Source organism: Pseudomonas sp. Ag1, assembly GCF_000278565.1.
In the GTDB taxonomy this organism is placed as follows: domain Bacteria; phylum Pseudomonadota; class Gammaproteobacteria; order Pseudomonadales; family Pseudomonadaceae; genus Aquipseudomonas.
The window spans coordinates 166,207-188,669 of record NZ_AKVH01000106.1 but is presented as its reverse complement, the minus strand read 5'-3'; the positions used below and the strand labels follow the sequence as shown (position 1 = coordinate 188,669).

At 60.5% G+C, this 22,463-nt stretch carries 22 protein-coding genes and 1 pseudogene; 19 read left to right on the top strand and 4 right to left on the bottom strand.

What is annotated here, in order from left to right; all coding sequences use genetic code 11:
• Window positions 1–26: 26 nt before the first annotated feature.
• A complete protein-coding gene (gene hpaR / locus A462_RS09675; protein WP_008437189.1) occupies window positions 27–449 on the bottom strand; it encodes a homoprotocatechuate degradation operon regulator HpaR in 423 nt (140 codons plus the stop codon).
• A gap of 212 nt (window positions 450–661) precedes the next feature.
• On the opposite strand from hpaR (A462_RS09675), the gene A462_RS09680 reads away from it, so the two are divergent.
• A complete protein-coding gene (locus A462_RS09680) occupies window positions 662–1,918 on the top strand; it encodes an OprD family porin (RefSeq protein ID WP_008437188.1) in 1,257 nt (418 codons plus the stop codon).
• Window positions 1,919–1,929: 11 nt separating this feature from the next.
• Here the strand turns inward: A462_RS09680 and hpaA are convergent, their stop codons facing one another.
• Window positions 1,930–2,832 (bottom strand): 4-hydroxyphenylacetate catabolism regulatory protein HpaA, encoded by a 903-nt coding sequence (gene hpaA / locus A462_RS09685; protein ID WP_008437187.1) that lies wholly within the window; start codon window positions 2,830–2,832, stop codon window positions 1,930–1,932.
• Window positions 2,833–2,975: 143 nt separating this feature from the next.
• On the opposite strand from hpaA, the gene A462_RS09690 reads away from it, so the two are divergent.
• The 8 genes from A462_RS09690 (at window position 2,976) to hpaI (ending at window position 10,404) form a co-directional block, all read left to right on the top strand.
• Entirely contained in the window at window positions 2,976–3,641 is a 666-nt protein-coding gene (locus A462_RS09690) for a fumarylacetoacetate hydrolase family protein (RefSeq protein ID WP_008437186.1), read from the top strand.
• A complete protein-coding gene (locus A462_RS09695; RefSeq protein WP_003209888.1) occupies window positions 3,638–4,408 on the top strand; it encodes a fumarylacetoacetate hydrolase family protein in 771 nt (256 codons plus the stop codon). The genes A462_RS09690 and A462_RS09695 overlap by 4 nt, the downstream gene beginning before the upstream one ends.
• 5 nt (window positions 4,409–4,413) lie before the next feature.
• Window positions 4,414–5,874 (top strand): 5-carboxymethyl-2-hydroxymuconate semialdehyde dehydrogenase, encoded by a 1,461-nt coding sequence (gene hpaE / locus A462_RS09700; RefSeq protein ID WP_008437185.1) that lies wholly within the window; start codon window positions 4,414–4,416, stop codon window positions 5,872–5,874.
• A 148-nt stretch (window positions 5,875–6,022) separates the two neighbouring features.
• Entirely contained in the window at window positions 6,023–6,880 is an 858-nt protein-coding gene (gene hpaD, locus A462_RS09705; RefSeq protein ID WP_003209884.1) for a 3,4-dihydroxyphenylacetate 2,3-dioxygenase, read from the top strand.
• Between the two features lie 142 nt (window positions 6,881–7,022).
• Window positions 7,023–7,415, top strand: a complete 393-nt coding sequence (locus A462_RS09710; protein ID WP_008437184.1) for a 5-carboxymethyl-2-hydroxymuconate Delta-isomerase — start codon at window positions 7,023–7,025, stop codon at window positions 7,413–7,415.
• 51 nt (window positions 7,416–7,466) lie between these two features.
• Entirely contained in the window at window positions 7,467–8,771 is a 1,305-nt protein-coding gene (locus tag A462_RS09715; protein WP_008437183.1) for an MFS transporter, read from the top strand.
• 10 nt (window positions 8,772–8,781) lie between these two features.
• Window positions 8,782–9,585, top strand: a complete 804-nt coding sequence (gene hpaH, locus A462_RS09720) for a 2-oxo-hept-4-ene-1,7-dioate hydratase (protein WP_008437182.1) — start codon at window positions 8,782–8,784, stop codon at window positions 9,583–9,585.
• Between the two features lie 18 nt (window positions 9,586–9,603).
• The gene (gene hpaI / locus A462_RS09725; protein ID WP_008437181.1) at window positions 9,604–10,404 is read left to right on the top strand and encodes a 4-hydroxy-2-oxoheptanedioate aldolase; all 801 of its coding nucleotides are present in this window, start codon (window positions 9,604–9,606) and stop codon (window positions 10,402–10,404) included.
• Window positions 10,405–10,536: 132 nt separating this feature from the next.
• On the opposite strand, the gene hpaR (A462_RS09730) is transcribed toward hpaI, so the two are convergent.
• The gene (hpaR, locus tag A462_RS09730) at window positions 10,537–10,959 is read right to left on the bottom strand and encodes a homoprotocatechuate degradation operon regulator HpaR (RefSeq protein ID WP_003209875.1); all 423 of its coding nucleotides are present in this window, start codon (window positions 10,957–10,959) and stop codon (window positions 10,537–10,539) included.
• A gap of 195 nt (window positions 10,960–11,154) precedes the next feature.
• Here hpaR (A462_RS09730) and A462_RS09735 point away from each other — a divergent pair, with 195 nt between their 5' ends.
• The 8 genes from A462_RS09735 to A462_RS0132600 all read left to right on the top strand — a co-directional run bounded on the left by A462_RS09735 (window position 11,155) and on the right by A462_RS0132600 (window position 21,518).
• The gene (locus tag A462_RS09735; protein ID WP_008437180.1) at window positions 11,155–12,453 is read left to right on the top strand and encodes an NAD(P)/FAD-dependent oxidoreductase; all 1,299 of its coding nucleotides are present in this window, start codon (window positions 11,155–11,157) and stop codon (window positions 12,451–12,453) included.
• A 154-nt stretch (window positions 12,454–12,607) separates the two neighbouring features.
• Entirely contained in the window at window positions 12,608–12,973 is a 366-nt protein-coding gene (locus A462_RS09740) for a cupin domain-containing protein (RefSeq protein ID WP_003209872.1), read from the top strand.
• Between the two features lie 52 nt (window positions 12,974–13,025).
• Window positions 13,026–13,685: a helix-turn-helix transcriptional regulator gene (locus tag A462_RS09745; RefSeq protein WP_003209871.1), complete on the top strand. Its 660-nt coding sequence runs from the start codon at window positions 13,026–13,028 to the stop codon at window positions 13,683–13,685.
• An 86-nt stretch (window positions 13,686–13,771) separates the two neighbouring features.
• Complete coding sequence (locus tag A462_RS09750; protein WP_008437178.1) at window positions 13,772–14,593, top strand: molybdenum cofactor biosynthesis F family protein; 822 nt, start codon at window positions 13,772–13,774, stop codon at window positions 14,591–14,593.
• A complete protein-coding gene (locus A462_RS09755; protein WP_008437177.1) occupies window positions 14,586–15,386 on the top strand; it encodes an SDR family NAD(P)-dependent oxidoreductase in 801 nt (266 codons plus the stop codon). Before A462_RS09750 ends, A462_RS09755 begins: the two co-directional genes overlap by 8 nt.
• Entirely contained in the window at window positions 15,379–16,140 is a 762-nt protein-coding gene (locus tag A462_RS09760; protein ID WP_008437176.1) for an SDR family oxidoreductase, read from the top strand. The genes A462_RS09755 and A462_RS09760 overlap by 8 nt, the downstream gene beginning before the upstream one ends.
• Before the next feature lie 174 nt (window positions 16,141–16,314).
• Window positions 16,315–21,099 carry an RHS repeat-associated core domain-containing protein gene (locus tag A462_RS09765; protein ID WP_008437175.1) on the top strand — a complete coding sequence of 1,595 codons (4,785 nt, stop codon included), beginning with the start codon at window positions 16,315–16,317 and terminating at the stop codon, window positions 21,097–21,099.
• Window positions 21,100–21,101: 2 nt separating this feature from the next.
• Window positions 21,102–21,518 carry a hypothetical protein gene (locus A462_RS0132600; RefSeq protein ID WP_003214727.1) on the top strand — a complete coding sequence of 139 codons (417 nt, stop codon included), beginning with the start codon at window positions 21,102–21,104 and terminating at the stop codon, window positions 21,516–21,518.
• Between the two features lie 92 nt (window positions 21,519–21,610).
• Here the strand turns inward: A462_RS0132600 and A462_RS33620 are convergent.
• Window positions 21,611–21,739 (bottom strand): annotated as a pseudogene (locus A462_RS33620) (helix-turn-helix domain-containing protein); the annotation flags it as partial.
• A gap of 45 nt (window positions 21,740–21,784) precedes the next feature.
• On the opposite strand from A462_RS33620, the gene A462_RS33615 reads away from it, so the two are divergent.
• Together A462_RS33615 and A462_RS33610 are read left to right on the top strand one after the other, a co-directional pair.
• Window positions 21,785–22,033 (top strand): HNH/endonuclease VII fold putative polymorphic toxin, encoded by a 249-nt coding sequence (locus A462_RS33615; protein WP_083853235.1) that lies wholly within the window; start codon window positions 21,785–21,787, stop codon window positions 22,031–22,033.
• A complete protein-coding gene (locus tag A462_RS33610) occupies window positions 22,030–22,434 on the top strand; it encodes an Imm50 family immunity protein (RefSeq protein ID WP_083853234.1) in 405 nt (134 codons plus the stop codon). Before A462_RS33615 ends, A462_RS33610 begins: the two co-directional genes overlap by 4 nt.
• The last annotated feature ends 29 nt before the right edge of the window (window positions 22,435–22,463 follow it).

The following is a 22,463-nucleotide window of genomic DNA, read 5'->3' as shown; positions in this document are numbered from 1 at the left end:
AGGCTTCAGCCACTATTTTTTGATTATTACGGTTTGATGCCTTTGAGCTTCTGGAGCAGCTCCATCAATTGCTCCAGGGATTCCTCGCCGAACTGCTCCTGAATCTTCAGGTAATTGCTTTCCATCCCGGCGCTCATGTCGACGAAACACTGCTGGCCCTGTTCGGTCAGGGCGACGAACACCCGGCGCTGGTCTTCGGCGGATTTGCGCCGGCGCACGATGCCGTCACGCTCCAGCCGCCCCAGTACGCCGGTCATGCTCGGCTTGAGGATGCATGCGAGGTGCGCCAGTTGGTGGCTTTCGAGTTCGCCTTGCTGGCGCAGGATGCGGATCACCCGCCACTGCTGTTCGGTCAGGTCATGTTCATTGAGCAACGGCCGGAAGAACGCCATGGTCGCTTCGCGGGCCTGGAGCAAGGTGAGCGTAAGGGACGGTCTGGGGGTGGGCATGGTTCACGCGCAATAGAGGTCGAAGCGACGAAGCTTAGAGTCGGTGTTCCGCGTGCGCAACCCGACGCGCGCAGCAAGTCGTTAATTTCGAAACGAATTCATAAAAACCTGTTAATCCAGCTATTCAGCTTAAAGATAACATGTTAACAATATGCCCGCCCCTGCCCTGGTGGCGGGCTCTACCAACAAAAACAACAAAAGGAACGCCCCTCATGCATTCGTGCCTCTTTCGCACGGCGGCAAGCGCTGGCCTGTGCGCCGCGTTTAGCCCTCTGGTCGCCCACGCCGACTTCATCCAGGACAGCAAGGCCAGCCTGGACCTGCGCAATTTCTACATGAACCGCGACTTTCGCCAGGCCAACGCGCCGCAGAACAAGGCAGACGAATGGGCGCAAGGTTTTGTGCTGCGCCTGGAGTCGGGCTACACCGAAGGCGTGGTCGGGTTTGGCGTGGACGCCCTGGGTGAAATGGGCCTGAAGCTCGACTCCAGCCGCGACCGCCGGGGCACCGGGCTGTTGCCGTCTGGCGCCAGCGGCGAGCCGGCCGACAGCTACAGCGAACTCGGCCTGACCGCCAAATTGCGCGTGTCGAAAACCGTGCTCAAGCTCGGCACCCTGCAACCCCTGTTGCCGGTGGCCGCCTATAACGACACGCGCCTGCTGCCGTCAACCTACAACGGTGAACTGGTGACCTCCCAGGACATCGACGGCCTGACGTTGAACGTCGGCCGCCTGGAAAAGCAGAACCTGCGGGACTCCTCCAACAACGAATCCATGAGCTACGGCGGCGTCTCCAGCAGCCACCTGGACCTGGCCGGCGGCACCTACGCAATCAATCCGCACCTGACGGCGACTTATTACTACGCGCAGATGCAGGACATCTACCGCCAGAATTTCATCGGCCTGGTGCATGACCTGCCGCTGGCCCAAGGCGTGAACCTGCGCACCGACCTGCGCTATTTCGACACCCGCGAGCAAGGCAGCGCCCTGCTGCGCAGCGCTTCGCGGGTCGACGGCGGGCGGATCGACAACCGCTTTTTCAACGGCATGTTCAGTTTGTCGGTGGGCGCACACAAATTCGGCCTGGGCTTTCAGAGCCTTTCCGGCGACGGCGACTTTGCCTTCCCGGGGCAAGATCCGTATTCGGTCAACCTGGTGACCATCAATATCTTCACCAAGGCCAACACCGATGCCTGGCAGGCGCGCTACGACTACAACTTCGCCGCCCTCGGCCTACCGGGCCTGACCTTCATGACCCGCTACGTCGACGGCAGCCACGCGCAAACCGCCACGGTGCGCAACGGCCGCGAATGGGAGCGCGACACCGACCTGGTCTACACCGTGCAGAGCGGCCCGCTGAAGAACGTCAACGTGCGCCTGCGCAATGCGACCCTGCGCTCAAGCAACGGCCTGACCAGCGACATCGACGAAAGCCGGGTGATCATCGGCTACACCGTAGCCCTGTGGTAACGCCGGGCGCCTCAACGCAACCCCGATTGACGCTGGCGGTATTCCCCCGGCGTCATCTGCGCGTAGCGCTGGAAGAACCGGCTGAAATACGCCGGGTCCTTGAACCCCAACTGGTAGCAGATTTCATTCGCCGAACTGCCGGTGAACAGCAGCAGGCGCCGGGCCTCCTGCATCAGCCGCTCCAGAATCAGGCGCTTGGACGGCAGGTCGGCGATGCGTCGGCACACCTCGTTGAGCCGCGCTTCAGTGACGCCGATACCGTCGGCGTAGCGCGACAGCGGCCAGTGTTGCAGGTAGTGGTCTTCGATCAGTTCGTTGAAGCGGTGAAAGATCCGCAGGTCTTCGTGACGTGCAGGGCGGGCTTCCAGGGAATTGGCGCAGAGCCGCAGCAGGCTGATCATGATCAGCCGCGTCAGGCTGTCCAGGGCCGAACCGCGTCCGCTGGCCTGGGCGTTGATCTCGCTGCACAGCTCATCAAACAGGAATTCCAGGCGGCGCACCTCGGGCTGAAACTCCGGTGCCAGCCGCGCCAACGCCACGCAGGCCGCCGGCAATTGTGCGCCGGGGGCCAGGCTGGGGTCGGCGTCAATCAAGGCCCACACCAGTTGCTGGCGCACGGTCAGCACATGGCCGTCGGCGTCGACTTCGGTGACGAAGGAATGCGCCACCGTCGGCGGCGTGAGGAAAAACATCGGCCCGGATTCGAGGTACTGCTGGTCGTCCAGGTAGACCCGCACCGCGCCGGTCTTGACGTAATGCACCTGGAAAAACCGGTCATGGCGATGCACCGGCATGTTGCGGCCAAAAAATCCCGCCAGGTTGCCGAGCCGGTCGTAGTGCACCTCGGCATCGCTGTAACGCTGGTCGTAGACCTGCCCGATGTTGATGTTGGGGATCGGCTGACGATCGCTCATCACTGCATTCTCTTTGTTGTTTTGACTGCCCTGAAATATTGCCACGCTTGACGATAGTTAACATCTTAATTATAACGTTAACACGTTAACGAATTTTCCACGGTGCAGGTCCGAATCTGCCCCGCCACTGCCAGGAGAAAAGCATGAGCCGTGCCCTGCATGATGTTGCGAACGGCACCCTGTTCGGCGTTGCGCTGAACTACCAGGGGTTGCTGAACCAACGTCTCGCCGAATTCGAACAAGCGCCTTACCAGAAGCCACCGGTGAAGCCGGTGCTGTTCATCAAGACGCCCAATACCCGCAACGGCCACGACGGCGTGGTGCTGCACCCACAGGGTGAACGCCTGCAACCGGGCCCGGCACTCGGGGTGGTGATTGGCAAGAGCGCCAGCCGGGTCAGCGTCGAAAATGCCCTGGAGCATGTGGCGGGCTACACCATCGTCAATGAGTTCAGCCTGCCGGAAGACAGCTACTACCGCCCGGCGGTGAAAGCCAAGTGCCGGGACGGTTTCTGCGCATTGGGCCCGGAACTGGTGGCCCGCGACCAGGTCGCCAATCCGCATCAATTGAGCGTGAAGCTGTTCGTCAACGGTGAACTGCGCCAGCAAAACTCCACCGCCAACTTCGTGCGCAGCCTGCCGCAGTTGATCGCCGAGATCAGCGAGTTCATGACCCTGCACGAAGGCGATGTGCTGATCACCGGCACCCCCGAAGGCCGGGTGGATGTGCAACCCGGCGACACGGTTGAAGTCGAGATCAGCGGCCTGGGCCGCCTGGTCAACCACATCAAGGCAGAGGAGCTGTCATGAAACACGCCCGTATTCGCTTTGAAGGTGAAGCCCACCAGGTGCTGGTAGAGGCTGAAAACGCCGTGCGCCTGGCCGACGGTCGCCTGCTGGCTGAAGACCAGGTCGAATGGCTGCCACCGGCCACCGGCAGCATGTTTGCCCTCGGCCTGAACTACGCCGACCACGCCGCCGAACTGGCCTTCAAGCCACCGACTGAACCGCTGGCGTTCATCAAGTCTCCCGGCACCTACACCGGCCATAACCAGGTGACCTGGCGGCCGGATAACGTCGCCTACATGCACTACGAGTGCGAACTGGTGGCGGTCATCGGCAAGCCGGCGCGCAACGTCAAGCGCGAGAACGCCCTGGAGTATCTGGCCGGCTACACGGTGTGCAACGACTACGCGATCCGCGACTACCTGGAAAACTACTACCGCCCCAACCTGCGGGTGAAAAACCGCGACGCCACCACGCCCGTGGGCCCATGGATCGTGGATGTCGCCGACGTGCCGGACCCGAGCAACCTGAAGCTGCGCACCTGGATCAACGGTGAACTGCGCCAGGAAGGCAGTACGAAAGACATGATTTTCGACATCCCGTATTTGATCGAGTACCTGTCCAGCTTCATGACCTTGCAGCCCGGCGACATGATCGCCACCGGCACCCCGGAAGGCCTGGCGGATGTGGTGCCGGGGGACGAAGTGGTCGTGGAAGTCGAAGGCGTCGGTCGCCTGGTCAATCGAATTGTCAGCGAGGCGGACTTTTTTGCCGCCCGTAAAGAGGCTTGAGCAACATGATCAAACACTGGATCAACGGCCGTGAGGTCGAGAGCAAAGACACCTTCATCAATTACAACCCGGCCACCGGCGAAGCCATCGGTGAAGTGGCCAGCGGCGGTGCCGAGGAAGTGGCGCAGGCCGTTGCAGCAGCCAAGGAAGCCTTTCCGAAGTGGGCAGGCACACCGGCCAAGGAACGGGCCCGCTTGATGCGCAAGCTCGGTGAGCTGATCGAACAGAACGTGCCGCACCTGGCCGAGCTGGAAACCCTCGACACCGGCCTGCCGATCCACCAGACCAGGAACGTGCTGATTCCCCGGGCGTCCCACAACTTCGATTTCTTCGCCGAAGTCTGCACCCGCATGGACGGCCACAGCTACCCGGTAGACGACCAGATGCTCAACTACACCCTTTACCAGCCGGTGGGTGTGTGTGCGTTGGTGTCGCCATGGAACGTGCCGTTCATGACCGCCACCTGGAAGACTGCGCCGTGCCTGGCGCTGGGCAATACCGCGGTGCTGAAGATGTCCGAGCTCTCGCCGCTGACGGCCAATGAACTGGGGCGCCTGGCGGTCGAAGCCGGGATCCCCAAAGGCGTGCTGAACGTGATCCAGGGCTACGGCGCCACCGCCGGTGATGCGCTGGTGCGCCACCCGGACGTGCGGGCGATTTCCTTCACCGGCGGTACCGCCACCGGCAAGAAAATCATGCAGACCGCCGGGCTGAAAAAGTACTCCATGGAACTGGGCGGCAAGTCGCCGGTGCTGATCTTTGAAGACGCCGACCTGGACCGCGCCCTCGACGCGGCACTGTTCACCATCTTCTCGCTCAACGGTGAGCGCTGCACCGCCGGCAGCCGGATCTTCATTCAGGAGAGCGTGTACCCGCAGTTCGTCGCCGAATTTGCCGCCCGCGCCAAACGCCTGATCGTCGGCGACCCACAGGACTCGAAGACCCAGGTCGGCTCGATGATCACCCAGGCCCACTACGACAAGGTCACCGGCTACATCAGGATTGGCCTCGAAGAAGGCGCCACCCTGCTGGCCGGCGGCCTGGAACGCCCGGCCAACCTGCCGGCGCACTTGAGCCGCGGGCAGTTTATCCAGCCGACGGTGTTTGCCGATGTGAACAACCAGATGCGCATCGCCCAGGAAGAGATCTTCGGCCCGGTGGTGTGCCTGATCCCGTTCAAGGACGAAGCCGAAGCGCTGCAACTGGCCAACGACACCGAGTACGGCCTGGCGTCCTATATCTGGACCCAGGACATCGGCAAGGCGCATCGTCTGGCCTACGGCATCGAAGCCGGCATGGTGTTCATCAACAGCCAGAACGTGCGGGACTTGCGCCAGCCGTTTGGTGGGGTAAAAGGTTCCGGCACCGGCCGTGAAGGCGGCCAGTACAGCTTCGAAGTGTTTGCCGAGATCAAGAACGTGTGCATTTCCATGGGCAGTCACCACATCCCGCGCTGGGGTGTGTAATCCGGATATAACAACGCTACCTGTAGGAGCGAGCTTGCTCGCGAAGAACCCGCAGGCGCCGCGGGCTAACAGAAGTGCTGCGTTATCGTTGACGTTTTTCGCGAGCAAGCTCGCTCCTACAAAAGAATAAATACTCAGGAGAATGATCATGGGCGAAGTGGTTCTGGCAGCGAAGATCTGCCACGTCCCCTCGATGTACCTGTCGGAACTGCCCGGCAAGCACCACGGTTGCCGCGAAGCAGCCATCGCCGGGCACAAGGAAATCGGGCGGCGCGCCCGTGAACTGGGGGCCGACACCGCGGTGGTGTTCGACGTGCACTGGCTGGTCAACAGCGGCTATCACGTCAACTGCGGCGAGCATTTCAAGGGCACCTACACCAGCAACGAGCTGCCGCACTTCATCAAGAACATGGAGTACGAGTACCCGGGCTGCCCCGAGCTGGGCGAGTTGATCGCCGCCGAGGCCAACCTGGCCGGCGTGCGCACCATGGCCCACAACATCCCGAGCCTGGAGCTGGAATACGGCACCCTGGTACCGATGCGCTACATGCACATGGGCGTGCCGGACGCGCAGAAGTTCGACGTGATCTCGATTGCCGCGTGGTGCGCCTGGCACCGCCTGGAAGACAGCTTTGCGTTCGGCGCCGCCGTGCGCCGCGCCATCGAAAAGAGCGACCGCAAAGTCCTGGTGCTGGCCTCGGGTTCCCTCTCCCACCGTTTCTCGGACGACCGCGAAGCCGAAGCCAATATCCACAACTGGACCCGTGAATTCGACAAGCAGATGGACCTGCACGTGGTGGAGATGTGGAAGCAAGGCCGCTTCAAGGAGTTCTGCGCAATGCTGCCGGACTACGCCGAGCACTGCTTCGGCGAAGGCAAGATGCACGACACCGCGATGCTCCTGGGGCTGCTGGGCGGGCCGGACTACAACCAGCCGGCCGAGATCATCACCCAGCCATTCGGCAGCTCGGGCACCGGCCAGATCAATGCCATTTTCCCTTTATGAGCCTTGGTGAAGATCACCTGTAGGAGCTGGCTTGCCTGCGATGCAGGCACCTCGGTGTATCTGTCTCACCGAGTTGATGCCATCGCAGGCAAGCCAGCTCCTACAAGGAATTCGCTGCACCTCACCCAAAGAGGAGATACACATGCCGCACTTCATCGCCGAATACACCGACAACATCGAGCAGCAGGCCAACCTGCCGGCCCTGTTCGAGCAGGTTCACGCCGTGCTGGGGGACAGCGGCGTGTTTCCCCTGGGGGGCATCCGCAGTCGCGGAGTGCGCCTGGACACCTGGCGCATGGCCGACGGCAAGCATGACTACGCCTTCGTCCACATGACCCTCAAGGTCGGCCACGGGCGCGACCTGGAAACCCGAAAAACGGTGGCCGAAGCCCTGTTCAAGGTCATCACCGAACACTTCGCCGCGCTGCAATCCCAGCGGTTGCTGGCGTTGTCGTTCGAGATGATCGAGCTGCACCCCGAGCTGAATTTCAAGCAGAACAACGTGCACGCATTCCTGAAGAACCAGGCGGGCTGAGCACAGCCCACCTTTCCGCCCATGGCCACTCAAACAAAAAAGAACAACATCATGAGCACAGCCAATACCGCCGACAGCACCACCCTGATCGAACATCAGCGCACCCACAGCATCGTCACCTGGCGACTGATGCCGTTGCTGCTGATCTGCTACCTGTTTGCCCACCTGGACCGCATCAACATCGGCTTCGCCAAGATGCAGATGAGCACCGACCTGCACTTCAGCGACACGGTGTATGGCCTCGGTGCCGGCCTGTTTTTCATCGCCTACGCGCTGTTCGGCGTACCCAGCAACATGGCCCTGGACCGGGTCGGCCCACGGCGCTGGATCGCCTGCCTGATGGTGGTGTGGGGCGTGCTCTCCACCAGCATGCTGTGGATCGAAAGCTCCACGGGCTTCTACGTGCTGCGCTTTCTGCTGGGGGTGGCCGAAGCCGGCTTCTTCCCGGGGATCCTGGTGTTCCTCAACCGCTGGTACCCGGCCCGCCGCCGGGCGCAAGTCACCGCGCTGTTTGCGATTGCCGTGCCCATGGCCGGTGTGATTGGTGGCCCGTTGTCCGGTGCGATCCTGGAGAACTTCCATGATTTCGGCGGGCTGCGGGGCTGGCAGTGGATGTTCCTGATCGAAGGCGCCCCGGTGGTGCTGCTCGGCCTAGTCGTCCTGAAATACCTGCCCGACAGCTTCGAAACCGTGAAGTGGCTGGAGCCCGCGCAAAAGCAACAACTGCGCGAGCAACTGAGCACTGAAGAACAGCGCAAATCCATCACCTCCTTCGGCGGCATCCTGCGTGACCCGCAGGTGTGGCTGCTGGTGGCGGTGTACTTCGCGGTGATGCTGGCGGTGAACACCCTGGCGTTCTGGATGCCCACCCTGATCCACGGCGCCGGCATCGGCCGCGACAGCCAGGTCGGCCTGCTGAGCGCCGTACCGTATCTGGCCGGGTGCTTCTTCATGATCGGCTGCGGGCGCTCGTCCGACCGCAACCGCGAACGCCGCTGGCACCTGTGCGTGCCGTTGCTGATGTCGGCCATCGGTATTGCGGTGGCCGGGCTCTCGCCCACCAACCCGACCCTGGTGCTGGGTGGCCTGATCCTCGCCGGCATGGGCGCCAGCGCTGCGCTGCCGATGTTCTGGCAATTGCCGCCGGCATTCCTGTCCAACAGCACCCAGGCGGCCGGCATCGCGCTGATCAGCTCGTTCGGCAGCATCGCTTCGTTCCTCGCGCCCTACCTGATCGGCTGGATGCGCGACACCACCCAAAGCGCGAGCCTGGCCCTGTACGTGCTGGCGCTGCTTATCGCCCTCGGCGGCCTGCTGGTGCTGCGCACCCATGCGGCCATCGTCAATCCCCAGTAGAGATTTTGTCATGCTTGATCAAGCCCTTATTCAGCAAGCCGCCGCCCGCCTCGACCAGGCCGAGCGTTCCCGTGAACAGGTGCGCCAGTTTTCCCTGGAGCATCCGAACATCACGATTGAAGACGCCTACGCCATCCAGCGCGCCTGGGTGGCCCGGAAAATCAAGGACGGGCGCAAGCTGGTCGGGCACAAGATCGGCCTGACGTCGCGGGCGATGCAGGTGTCGTCGAACATCACCGAGCCGGATTACGGCGCCCTGCTCGATGACATGTTCTTCGACGAAGGCACCGACATCCCCTTCGAGCGCTTCATCGTGCCGAGGGTGGAAGTGGAACTGGCGTTCATCCTCGGCAAGCCGCTGAAGGGCCCGAACTGCACGATTTTCGATGTGCTCGATGCCACTGAATGGGTGATCCCGGCGCTGGAAATCATCGACGCCCGCATCCAGCAGATCGACCCGCACACCAACGCCACCCGCAAGGTGTTCGACACCATTTCCGACAACGCCGCCAATGCCGGCGTGGTGATGGGCGGCCGCGCCGTGCGCCCCACCGAGATCGACCTGCGCAAGGTGCCGGCGGTGCTGTACCGCAACGGGGTGATCGAGGAGTCCGGGGTGTCGGCTGCCGTGCTCAACCACCCGGCCAAGGGCGTGGCCTGGCTGGCGAACAAACTGGCGCCGTACGACGTCACCCTGCAACCCGGCCAGATCATCCTCGGCGGCTCCTTCACCCGCCCGGTGGCGGCGAATCCGGGTGACACCTTCCATGTCGATTACGACATGCTGGGGTCCATCTCCTGCCGCTTTGTCTGAACACTGGAGGACTGTTTCATGGACATGCCCATCAACCGTTTCAAGCAACGCCTGCAACGTGGCGAGACCCAGATCGGCCTGTGGCTCGGTTTGGCGGACGCTTATTGCGCCGAACTGGCGGCGAATGCCGGGTTCGACTGGCTGCTGATCGACGGCGAGCACGCGCCCAATGACCTGCGCGGCATGCTCGGCCAACTGCAGGCTGTCGCGCCTTATGACAGCCAACCGGTGATTCGCCCGGTGATCGGCGATACGGCGTTGATCAAGCAGGTGCTGGATATCGGCGTGCAGACGCTGTTGGTGCCGATGGTGGAGACGGCTGACCAGGCACGGCAGCTGGTGCGGGCGATGCGTTATCCACCGGGTGGTGTACGGGGCGTGGGCAGCGCGCTGGCGCGGGCGTCGCGCTGGAACAGTATTCCCGGTTACCTGGATGAGGCCGATGCGCAGATGTGCCTGCTGGTGCAGATCGAGAACCGTGAAGGCCTGGACAACCTCGATGCGATTGCGGCGGTTGACGGAGTGGACGGGGTGTTTATCGGCCCGGCGGACCTGAGCGCGGCCATGGGGCATCGGGGGAATCCGGGGCACCCCGAGGTGCAGGCAGCGATTGAGGACGCTATCGTACGGATTCAAAAAGCCGGCAAGGCGGCGGGGATCTTGAGTGCGGATGAGAAACTGGCGCGGCGGTATATCGAGCTGGGGGCAGCGTTTGTGGCGGTAGGGGTGGATACGACGGTGTTGATGCGCGGGTTGCAGGGGTTGGCGGCGAAATTCAAAGACACTGCGGCACCGGCCATTACCGGCGGCGTGTACTGACGCTCTGAAACTACAAAGATCCAAAATGTGGGAGCGGGCTTGCTCGCGAAAGCGGTGTATCAGTGCCAGGTTTGTTGGCTGACCCACCGCATTCGCGAGCAAGCCCGCTCCCACATTTGGATCGGCGGTGTGTCAGCGCTTGATAGTCTTCAACTCATCCAGCAACCCCAGCAACACCTGCAACTTCTCCTCCCCGAACTGCTCCTGCAACCGCTGGTAATTCTCCTCCATGCACTGGCTCATCGACTCGAAACTGGCCTTGCCCTTCTCCGCCAGCGTCACCAGCACCCGCCGCTGATCCTGCTCGGCCTTGCGCCGGTGCACCATCCCCGCCGCCTCCATGCGTACCAGCACGCCGGTCATGCTCGGCTTGAGAATGCACGCCAGTTCCGCCAGTTGGTAAATCTCCAGCTCGTCATGCTGGCTGAGAATTCGAATAACCCGCCATTGCTGCTCGGTCAGCCCATGCTCATTCAGCGAGGGCCGGAAAAAACTCATGGCCGCTTCACGGGCCTGAAGCAAGGTCAGGGTCAGGGATTGTCTGGGTTTCAACATAGGCTCAGGGTCACGATAGATTTAGTTAATGTTTTAACGAAACTCTAACACTCTCCTCCCCACCTCACGCTATAACTTGTGAAGCCGGCGAAGGCTCTGGCGCGCAGGATCAAAACCGGCGGCACACAGAATCAAGACATCCAGCGCGCCAACGGCCTTAATACACTCATTAGCTCTTCACTGTCAGGCAGCGCAATGATCAATATCGAAACGCCGACCTATTACACGGCGACCAAGAAATACAACCTCAGCTTCCCCACCCTGGAGCAGGACGTGGAAGCCGACGTGGTGATCATCGGTGGCGGCTTTTCCGGGATCAACACCGCCCTGGAGCTCGCCGAAAAAGGCATCACCAACATCGTCGTGCTGGAAGCGCGTTACCTGGGTTTCGGCGGAACCGGGCGTAACGGTGGGCAGATCATGGCCGGCATTGGCCACGACCTGGAAAAGATCAAGAAGGACGTGGGTGAAGACGGCCTGCGCCAGATCTTCGAGATCAGCGACCTGGGCGCCGACATCATCAAGAACCGCATCGCCAAGTACGACATCGATGCCGACTTCTGCCACGGCTATGGCTACATGGGCTTCAACGCCCGCCAGGAAAAGACCCTGCGCGCCTGGGAGAAAGACTTCAAATCCATCAACACCCAACACGAGATCCGCTTTCTTGGCGGCTCCGACGTCAGGCAGATCATCGGCTCCGACGCCTACAGCAGCGCCCTGCTGCACATGGGCGGCGGGCATGTGCACTCGTTGAACCTGCTGCTGGGCGAAGCCAAGGCCCTGGCCGGCCACGGCGTGCGAATTTTCGAGAACAGCCCGGCGCTGGAAGTCAGTTATGGCGAGCGCATCACCGTGCGCACCGGCCGCGGTTCGGTCAAGGCCAGCAAGCTGCTGTGGGCCTGCGACAGTTTCCTCAACAAGCTGGAGCCGGAACTGCACCGCTCTACCATCAACACCTACGCGTTCCAGATGATGACCGAGCCGTTGCCAGAAGAGCTGATCAACCGTATCAGCCCGATTCGCGGGGCCTACAGCGACATTCGCCCGGTGATCGACTACTACCGCGTCACCAACGAAAACCGCCTGCTGTTCGGCGCCGCCACGCCTTTGGTGGAGCACATTCCCGGCGATTTGAAAGCCTGGAACCGCAACCTGATGCTGAAGATTTTCCCGTACCTCAAGGACGTGAAGATCGACCTGGCCTGGGGCGGCCCGATGGCCTGCAGCCCGAACCTGTTCCCGCAGGTCGGCACCTTGCCCGGGCGCAGCAACGCGTTCTACGTGCAGGGCTATTCGGGCTTCGGCGTGACCCCAAGCCACATCATCTGCAAGGTGCTGGCCGAAGGCATGAGCGAAGGCTCGGCGCGGTATGACCTGGTCAGCTCGATCCATCGCCCGACCATCATCGGCAAGGACGCGATCCGCCCGCTGCTGCTTACCGCCGGCAAATCCTGGCACCAGCTCTCCGGTTACTGGAACGGCCGCCGCTAAATCCCACGCCTGACACCTGTAGGAGCGAGCTTGCTCGCGAAAAACCCAAGGGCGCCGCGTTAATCCAGGACGCCAACGTCATCGTTGACGACCTTCGCGAGCAAGCTCGCTCCTACAGTTGGTCACTAATTTTTTCTCATCAGGAGCAACTGCCATGACCCTCGTTACCCTCAAGAAAGACATCCAGCTATCCGAACTCGACGCCTGGGGCACCGTCGCCGACCTCGGCTCGACCATCCTCGAAGGCGAAGTCCGGGCCTTCGGCAAAATGACTTTCGGTGCCCCCACCGACCCGGTCAGCAGCGCCTATTTCGGCACCACCCAGGGCAAGTTCCGCATGGTCTACCCGTTTGCCGAACAGGCCACCGTGGTCACCGGCGAAGTGGTACTCACCGACGAATCCACCGGCCAGAGCACCCGCTACAAGGCCGGTGACAGCTGGTTCGTGACCAAGGGCACCCCGGTGCTGTGGGAAGTGGTCAGCGAAAGTTTCGTCAAACACTACTTCGCCGTGGTGTGATAGCCCCGGCTGCCGGCACCCGTCGGCAGCCTTTTGGCGCAGGTGCCCACCCATGCACGCTCTCCCCGCCCACGAAGTCGCCGGCCAGTGCCTGCAGGCTTTCACCCGCTTGATTCCGGTCAGCCAGGCCGCGTTCTATTGCGTCGACCGCCAGCTGCAAGCCCGGGATTTCCAGTTGCACGGCATGAGCGGCGAAATGCACCGCGACTACCTCGACAACTACCGCCAATTCGACCCGTTGCAACCGCGCAACTGCCTGTCCAGTGGCCTGGCGGTGGTGCCGCTGGGCGTTGCCATGGCCCGCCAGCCGGCGCGGGATACCCGGCGCTATGGGGATTTTCTGCGGCGCTATGGCGTGGTCGATGTGGTGGAGATTTTCGCCCAGCGGGCCGGCCAGCCCCAGGCGGCGATTTCGCTGTTGCGCACCGCCGACCAGGGCGCTTTCACCGGCGAGCAACTGGCCCAACTGAACGCCCTGCAAACCTTGCTGCAACTGGCGGTGGCCAACATGCAGCCCACTGAAGAGGCGCTGGCCGGGTTGACGCCCAAGGAGCGCCAGATCGCCCTGCTGTTGCGCCAGGGCGCCAGCAATAAACAGTTGGCCCAGGAGCTGGATGTCGGCCTGCCCACCATCAAGACCCACCTGATCAACCTGTTTCGCAAGGCCGGCGTCAGCAGTCGCACAGAACTGGTGGGAAGTCTTTTCCTGTAGTTCGCCTCAACCATCCGGTTGATACCCGCGCCTGCTCCCGGGCGCGATGATTCGTGGTGTTCACCCACCCAACCGGAGCTTCGCAAATGACCACCCCTTCTGACTGGATCACCGTGGGCGCCCTGGCCGACGGCTTCGCCCCAGAGGCATTTATCCTGCCGAACCTGGCCGACCTGAGCGGCAAGGTCTTCACCCTGCACTTCGCCAATGGCTGGCAGATCGAGCACCGTTTCGAGCGCGACAGGCTCTCCTGGGCTGCAGCCGACGGTCACTCCAGCGGCAGCGCCACCTACCGTGCGACCTCCGTGCGCCCCGGCCTGTACCTGGTGGATTTCATCAAGCGCGAAGGCACGCAGGCCTGGTCGGTCAGCCTGGTGCTCGACACCGCCAGCGCTTCGTTCACCGCTGTGCTCGGGCGCATGCCCACCCAGGAACAAACCCGCGAAGGCCTCTACAGCCGCGCCCTTGCCGGCAAGCCGCTGACGTCGGTGGAAGTGGAGTTCCTCCACGGCAGCCTCGACCGCCCGTGGCAGCCAGGCCAATGCCCCCACGCACCAACCACCGACCTGATCGGCCTGCGCAACCAGTACCGCTACAGCCCGAGCGAGGTCTACGAGCACATCTACCTCAACCACCAGTTCTACGCCTGGCAATGCCTCAAGGGTGTCGAGCAGGGCCTGTGCGACACCGACCGCTGCGATTACTACAAGATCGCCGACCAGCTCTACCTGTTCGTCTGGCGCGAAAAAATCATCCCTACCCTTGGCCTGGTGCTGATCGACCTGCAACAGCACCGCAGCGACGGCAAGATCTTTGGCTATGCCGACGCCTCCTTCGATGAGCTATCGAACTTTCCCATCAGTTCATACTGCCAGGTGCTCAATCGCACGGAACATCCTGATGACTGAGCCGCGCACGATTGTGATCACCGGGGCCGGCACGGGCATCGGTGCTGCGTGCGCCCGGCTGTATGCTGCCGAGGGTGCGCAGTTGATACTGATCGGCCGTCGTCGCGAACCGCTGGAGCAGGTCGCGCGGGAAACCGGGGGGTTGGTGTTGGTGGGTGATGCGGCCTGCCCGCAGACCTGGGAGGGTTTTATTACGCAGATTCGCCAGCACTATGGGCGGATCGACGTGCTGCTGGCCTGTGCGGGCGGCCATGGCGTGGGCAGCGCCACCGACACCAGCCCGCAGACCTGGGAAGCGGCGCTGCGCAGCAACCTCGACAGCGCCTTCTACAGTGCGCGGGCGTGTTTGCCGCTGCTGCTGGAAAGTGGCGGGAACATCGTGCTGATGGGTTCGATTGCCTCACTGGCTGCCGGGCCCGAGGTGTGCGGCTACACCACGGCCAAGCATGCCTTGCTCGGGCTCAATCGCTCGCTGGCGCGGGATTACGGCCCGCGCGGGGTGCGGGTGAACGCGGTGTGCCCCGGCTGGGTGCGCACGCCGATGGCGGATGAGGAGATGCAGCCGTTGATGGACTTTTATGGCGAAACGCTGCAACACGCCTATGACCGGGTGTGCGCCGACGTGCCGTTGCGCCGGCCGGCCAGCGCTGAAGAAATCGCCAGGGTGTGCCGCTTCCTGGCCTCCAGTGACGCGTCGATCATTACGGGTGCGACGCTGGTGGCGGACGGGGGCTCAAGCATTGTCGATGTGCCGACGCTGGCCTATGCGCGTATGGAGCAGCGTCATGAATGAAGACCTGGATTTCACTGGTCGCAACGTATTGGTAACGGGTGGCGCCCAGGGTATTGGTCGGGCCATCGTCGAAGCGTTTGCTCTGCGGGGCGCGCGGGTGATGATCGCCGACCTGCAACTGGCAGAGGCGCTCGCGCTGGAGCTGTGCGGGCGCAGCTGCCAGGTGGAAGCGGTGACGGTGGATCTGGCGGATGCGGCTGCGGTTTTCGAGCTGATTGCAGGGGTGGAACACGACTGGGGGCGGCTGGATATTCTGGTGCATAACGCCGGGTATTTTCCGCTGACGCCCTTTGCCGAGATCACTCCGGCGATGCTCGGCCGTACCTTGGCGGTCAACCTCTCGGCGTTGTTCTGGCTGACCCAGGCGGCGCTGCCGATGTTCCGCCGTCAGGGTCGGGGCTGCGTGCTGGTTACGTCGTCTGTCACGGGGCCGCGGGTTGCGTTTCCGGGGTTGAGTCACTATGCGGCGTCGAAGGCCGGGGTCAACGGGTTCATTCGCAATGCGGCGCTGGAACTGGCCGGTTTGAATGTGCGAGTCAACGGGGTGGAGCCCGGCATGATCGCAACCCCGGCCATGGGCAACCTGGGGGATGACCAGGTAAATGCACAGATCGCCAGCCGGGTACCGCTGGGACGGCTGGGCGCACCGTCGGATATTGCCGGGGCAATGCTGTTCCTGGCATCGGACCTGGCGGGCTATATCACTGGGCAGACGCTGGTGGTGGATGGCGGCTCGACCTTGCCGGAGGTTTAACGAAACGTCCTACCGAACTGCCGGATAACCTCTACTCCCCTGCCCTGAGAACCTCTGCAAAGTCCCTCGCCTGATCACACAGCGCGAGGGAACGCCGATGTTTTTTTCGATTAATGCCCTGCCCGATGGGGCTGCCTCTTGAATCCCGCCATAGGCTTTCTGGTCGTGGCGGCGATGGACCCGAAGACGCGCGACGTCGATGGGGCTCTCAACGACTTCACACATTGCCTGAACACCTACGACGCGTGGGCCGAGAGCTTCTGGAGCTTTTCGGCACTGGATGTCGAGCAGGTGTTCAAGGTAGGCGACGAGGTTTCGCTGGTCGCGCCCATCACCCGTTCCCTGTATCCCGCCAGCACCGTCGCGACCTGCAAGGCCAACTCACCGTTGACCCTGGTGCACATGTTCCAGAGCACACGGTTCGTGCCCATCGGCAATACGCCGGTGATGCTGCAGGAAGTCGCGCAAGACGGTGGCGCCCTCGGCGACCCCATCCATAAAACCATCGGCCCCAGCGGCATTCTCGAAGTCACCGAGTGCACCGTCGACCGGCAGTATCGAGTCAGCTTTTACCCCAACGTTTCCAGGGATCACATCAAGGCACTGTATGCCTCCTATCAGTCCGAGCTCAGCTCGCTGGAAGGCAACTTGCGCGGTCAGTGGACGAGCACGTTCAAGCCGATATGGGAGAGCTATTCCAAGGCGGGTTATGGCGAGCGCTACACCTCGCTGCAACTGGCTTATGCGCGGGGCTTTGAAAACGTGCTTTACGGTCTCTGGGACGGTATTGCGCAGCTGTACCAGTGGTTGGCAGACATCAAGCCCAACAGCGAAAAGCTCCTGCAGTACCTCTCCCAAGCCGAGCTTGGAGCGCTCCTGAAGCTCAGTCATGAGGCGATTGCCAAAGGATTGTTGATTCTCAGCGACGAGCCGCTGCTGTTCATCTACCTGTCCGCGATGGTCAGTTGGATGCGCATGCTGCCGCCGCATTACATGCTTGAGTTGCTCGGGGAAATCACCACCGAGGTGTTGCTCAACCTGCTGTTGCTGTGGGCTACCGGCGGTATGGGTGTGGCGGTACGGCTGGGCGCGCAGGTGCTGGGCAAGGTCAGGTCCGAGCGGGCACGGGAGTGGTTGGAGCAGATTGCCAAGTTGGGCGGTACGGCCCCGCTGGATAGGCATGCGGAGGTGCTTAAGCCGTTATCGCTTCAGAGTCAGGCAGTACCGGTGAAGGCTGCGGCGGTGCCGTTGAAGGCTGGCGTGGACGAGATTTCCAACCCGGCACCGATGGTGCGGGAACCGAAGACGGCACGCACGGCGCTGGTGAAGCAGGAGCCTGTGGATGATGTGCCTGCTTCGGCGAAAAACCCCAATGGGGATGCGTCGGCTTGTTCGGCGAGCACCTGTACGAATGGCTGCCCGGTATCGATGGTTACTGGTGAGGAACTGCTGACCCTCACRGAYGGCTCGTTGGAGGGTGTSCTGCCATTTGCCTGGACGCGGTTGTATCGCAGCAGTGCCGTGGAARTGGATTGCGGGTTGGGGTTTGGCTGGAGTCATGCGCTGGCKCAGCGGTTGGWGGTGAGCGGYGAATCGGTGGTGTGGACCGATCACGARAACCGCAGCACCACCTTTCCCCTGCCCTCTGCTGSACGGCCGGCGATCACCAATAGCCTGGCGGAAGCGGCGATTTATCKGGGTGCTTTGCCGGATGAATGGGTRCTGGCTCAGGCGTCGCTTTTCTACCACTTCCGTGACGGTGTGCTGACGGCGATCAGCGATGCGTATGACAACCGGCTGCGTATTTCCCGTGACTATTCCGGGCGGATTCAGCGGATTGATAACGGCGTTGGTCAAGGATTGCTGCTGCGGTATGACCGCCGACATATCGTTGCCGTCGACTATCAGGTGCAGCGGGAACTGGACTGGGTTACCGAGCAGAACGTTGTTGCCTACAAGTACGACGATGCGTGGCGGTTGATCGAAGCGACCAACGCTGTCGGCGAAAGCGAGCGTTATCGRTACGACGATCAGCAGGTGATCCTGGAGCGGGAACTGGCCGGTGGGGCGAGTTTCTTCTGGGAGTGGGAACGGTCTGGCAAGGCGGCGCGATGCGTCCGCCACTGGGCCAGCTTTTCGCAGATGGACACSCGGTATGTGTGGGAYGACAACGGCACKGTCACYGTRCACAACGCCGATGGCAGCCAGGAAGTCTACGTACACGACCAGCGYGCACGGCTGGTGCAGCGGATCGATCCGGACGGCGCGCAGCACTTCAAATCCTACGAYGAAAAAGGCCGGCTGACGGTCGAGCAGGATCCGCTGGGGGCGGTGACGGCSTATCAGTACGACGAAGCCGGTCGGTTGATTGCGCTGTTTCCCGGGGACGATAYGCCGACGTCCTACGAGCATGACAACGGGTTCGTACGGGTTGTGCGCCGTGGTGACGCGGTGTGGAAATACCAGCGTAACGATCAAGGCGATATCACTCGCAAGACTGATCCGGAYGGCAATTACACCGAATACACCTACACCCAACACGGAAAGCTCACGGGTGTTTGGTATCCGGATAACAGCAGCCAACGCTTTATCTGGAACGAACGCGGCCAGCTCATTGARGAAAAACTGGCGAATGGCGGTGTGCGGCGTTATCGCTATGACGAGCTGGGGCGGCAGGTGGCTTGCGAGGATGAGCATGGTGCGCTGACCCAGTATCAGTGGGACGCCGTRGGTCGTTTGCTGAAGGTGATTCAGCCGGGCGGTGGCACTCGCGAATTCAGCTACAACCCGTACGGAAAAATCACTGCCGAGCGYGAYGAGCTGGGKCGGGTYACGCGCTACGAATATGCCGACGGCCTACACCTGATCAGCCGTCGGATTAATCCGGACGGCACGCAGCTCAAATACCGCTACGACAATGTTCGGTTGTTACTCACCGAGATCGAAAATGAGGTTGGGGAAACCTACCGGCTTGAGTACCACGCCAACGGCCTGATACAGCAGGAAAYCGGGTTTGATGGKCGCCGCACCGCCTATGYCTACGACCTCGCCGGGCATCTGCTGGAAAAGACCGAATACGGCGATGACGGCAGTCAGTTGGTTACCGGTTATGCGCGCGATGCTGCCGGTCGCCTGGTAAGAAAAACCCTGCCCGACCGCAGCATTGTCGATTACACCTACGACCGTCTCGGCAACCTTCTCAGCGTCGACGACGGTCATTGGCCGCTGCATTACGAATACGACCTGCAAAACCGCCTCACCGCCGAACACCAGGGCTGGGGCACGTTGCGCTACCGCTACGACGAATGCGGSCAACTCAACTACCTGCGSCTGCCMGACAACAACCGCCTCGCCTTCCACYACGACAAAGGTGGCGACCTCGSCACCGTCGAACTSAAYGGCARCCTGCTCACCTCGCACCTGTTCAAATCCGGCCGYGAACAYCARCGCCAGCARGGCCAACTCCTCAGCCACTACCACTAYGACGACCAGGGCCGCCTGCACGCCCACGCSATCACYCAACAGGAACAACGCCASCAGCGCCGCCAATACGACTACGACAAACGCGGCAACCTSACCCGCATYCTCGACACYCGMAAAGGYCAGCACGACTACCACTACGACCCACTCGACCGMCTGACCCGCGCCAACCACTCGCACGACCTGCAGGAACGCTTCGTCCACGAYCCGGCGGGCAACCTGCTGATGCAAGACCGCGTMGGKCCSAGCGTCGTCAAAGGCAAYCGCCTGYTGATGCAAGGYGACCGYCATTACGACTACGACGCTTTCGGCAACCTCCTGCGGGAACGCCGGGGYCRGGCKCARCAGTTRGTTACCGAATACMGYTACGACTGTCAGCATCGCCTGATCAGCGTCACCCARCCGGACGGMAYMCAGGCCAGCTAYCGCTACGAYCCRTTTGGTCGGCGTATCGCCAAAACGATAAAAAGCCAAACCACCGAGTTCTTCTGGCAAGGCGACACGCTGATTGCCGAACACAGTGCTGATCACCACCAAAGCTATATCTACGAACCCAACAGCTTTCGCCCGTTAGCGCTGCTGAAAGGCTATGGGCCGGGAAACGTAAAACCCTTCCACTACCAACTCGACCACCTGGGCACGCCACAARAACTCACCGCGCCCGATGGCGAAATYGTCTGGTCAGCGCACTACCGCGCCTACGGCCAAATCGCGAAGCTGGACGTCAACACCGTTACCAACCCGCTGCGCTTCCAGGGCCARTACTTCGACCCGGAAAGCGGGCTGCACTACAACCGACATCGCTACTACAATCCGGATATTGGCCGCTACCTGACGCCCGATCCCGTGAAGCTGGCGGGCGGGCTGAACGGATACCAGTACGTGCCCAACCCGACGGGGTGGGTGGATCCGTTGGGGTTAAGTACCTGTCCGGGAGGGGATGGGTGTAAACCAAGTGCAGGCGTAGAAAAACCGACTGCGAAAGTTGATGACAGCGAGCCGCCTCTACCCAAACAAACGCAAGCCGAGCGCCGGACAAAAATTGACGAGCTAACGGAGGCAAATGCAAAAAGGCGGGTATTAGAATTTGAAAAGAAATACGACATGCATACTGTAGTCAAGCATGGACCAGAAATACCGGGCAGGGCTATGAAGCAACGTGCGATAGATGGAACTAACCCAACCAATGGCAAAAAAGGAAAAACAAGTTCAAGCTCTCAATTTAAAAGTTGGAAAGTGCAGCTTCATGCAATCAATAAAGCTTTGTATAAGATGCAGGGTAAAAATCCTTCATCTACAGGTTTTGACAATGAAGGCAACCCAGTAGTCGTTATGGAGTTACCAGGAGCAGGACATGGATACAGGCCGAATAGTAAAGACAAACAAAATCCAAAATATTCGGAAAACATGAACAAAGCCGAAGTCCGGTTTGACAAAAACAACGTGAGCCGCCCCTTTACAGCATTCCCTGTGAGATAACAATGTTAAAGGTCCCATTTATAGATGCACCCTATGAGCCAAAGCTCTCTCACATACTGGGAGCGCTTTCGATATATGATCAAGAAGAAACTAAAGGCGAAGTACTTTGGCAATACAACCCTAACGACCCTGAGGATCGAGAAAAAATCATCAAGTCATTTATTTTAAAAGATCTTGAATATTTAACTTACAGACACCGACTTGTTTTAATTTCCGTTCTGAAAAAGGCACTTGAAAACCCCAGTACTGATTTTTCAAAAGAATTTGAAAGCGATCACGACAAACATATAACAATGGCTTGGGATGAAACAGAGATAGATGAACCGCGAGTTTTTTTTGAAGAAATTTATAGATTAGCGAGCAATGATTGGGAGGAGGAACTTCAAAAAGCGAGCGTTGAGGATCGGTCTACTTGGTAGTTCTAATATTTTTAGCGCCTACCAAATCGACATCGCAGGCAAGCCAGCTCCCACAGTTGAGCTGTGTACGTCAATGAAATGCCTGCCCCCCCCTATCCCACCTGATGCAACCGCCCAGCCCGAAAATCCTTCGGCGACACTTCAAACTGCTTCTTGAACGAGCGACTAAAGTGCGCCGAATCCGTAAACCCCCATTTATACGCAATCGACGTAATCGACTCACTGATGCAGAAACCGACCAAATTAAGCAGTTCAGACATATCAGAATGAAAGACTTGCAGAACAACGAGATCCTTGACGAAAAAGGAAAAGTTATCCTTACTGGAGAGTATGAGTACACTCGCAACGACGGTTCAAAAGTTGTAATTCAAGAACATAGTGCCGGACACACGTTTGGGGCACCTGGCGGTATAGGTGATCAAGGCGCACATTTCAATCTGCGCCCAATCAGCAATACTCGAACTGGAAAACTGCCTGGCGCGGACGATCACTACTACTTCGAGGTGAAAAAGTGAAATTCTGGAACGACTTTGACGGAAGCATTTTGTTCAACAAGGTGTTCACAACCCCCATACCCATTGGAGAAATCACTTTATTCTCAGTAGACATCAATAACGATCACTCACACATCCACATAGCATTTGACATTTCTGAAGTCCCTGACAATCCACCTTTAAAATGGGTTACAGCAGGATTCAACACTTGCAGATTAGGGTTGAGTTGCGGCGGCCTTAGCGACGTACTAATAAAAAATATACCCAGCACTCAAAAAATGAAACTCACCATCGAAAAGCATGAAAGCTATTTTTTGGTTCGTGCTCAATCATCTAAGTCTTTGATCGAACTCAAAACTAAACATCCTTCGCTTTGCGGCCCATCGGTCTATACAAATGACCCTGAATCAGCATGCTATTAGTAAGGATCTAGCTAGCAACAGAAACGACA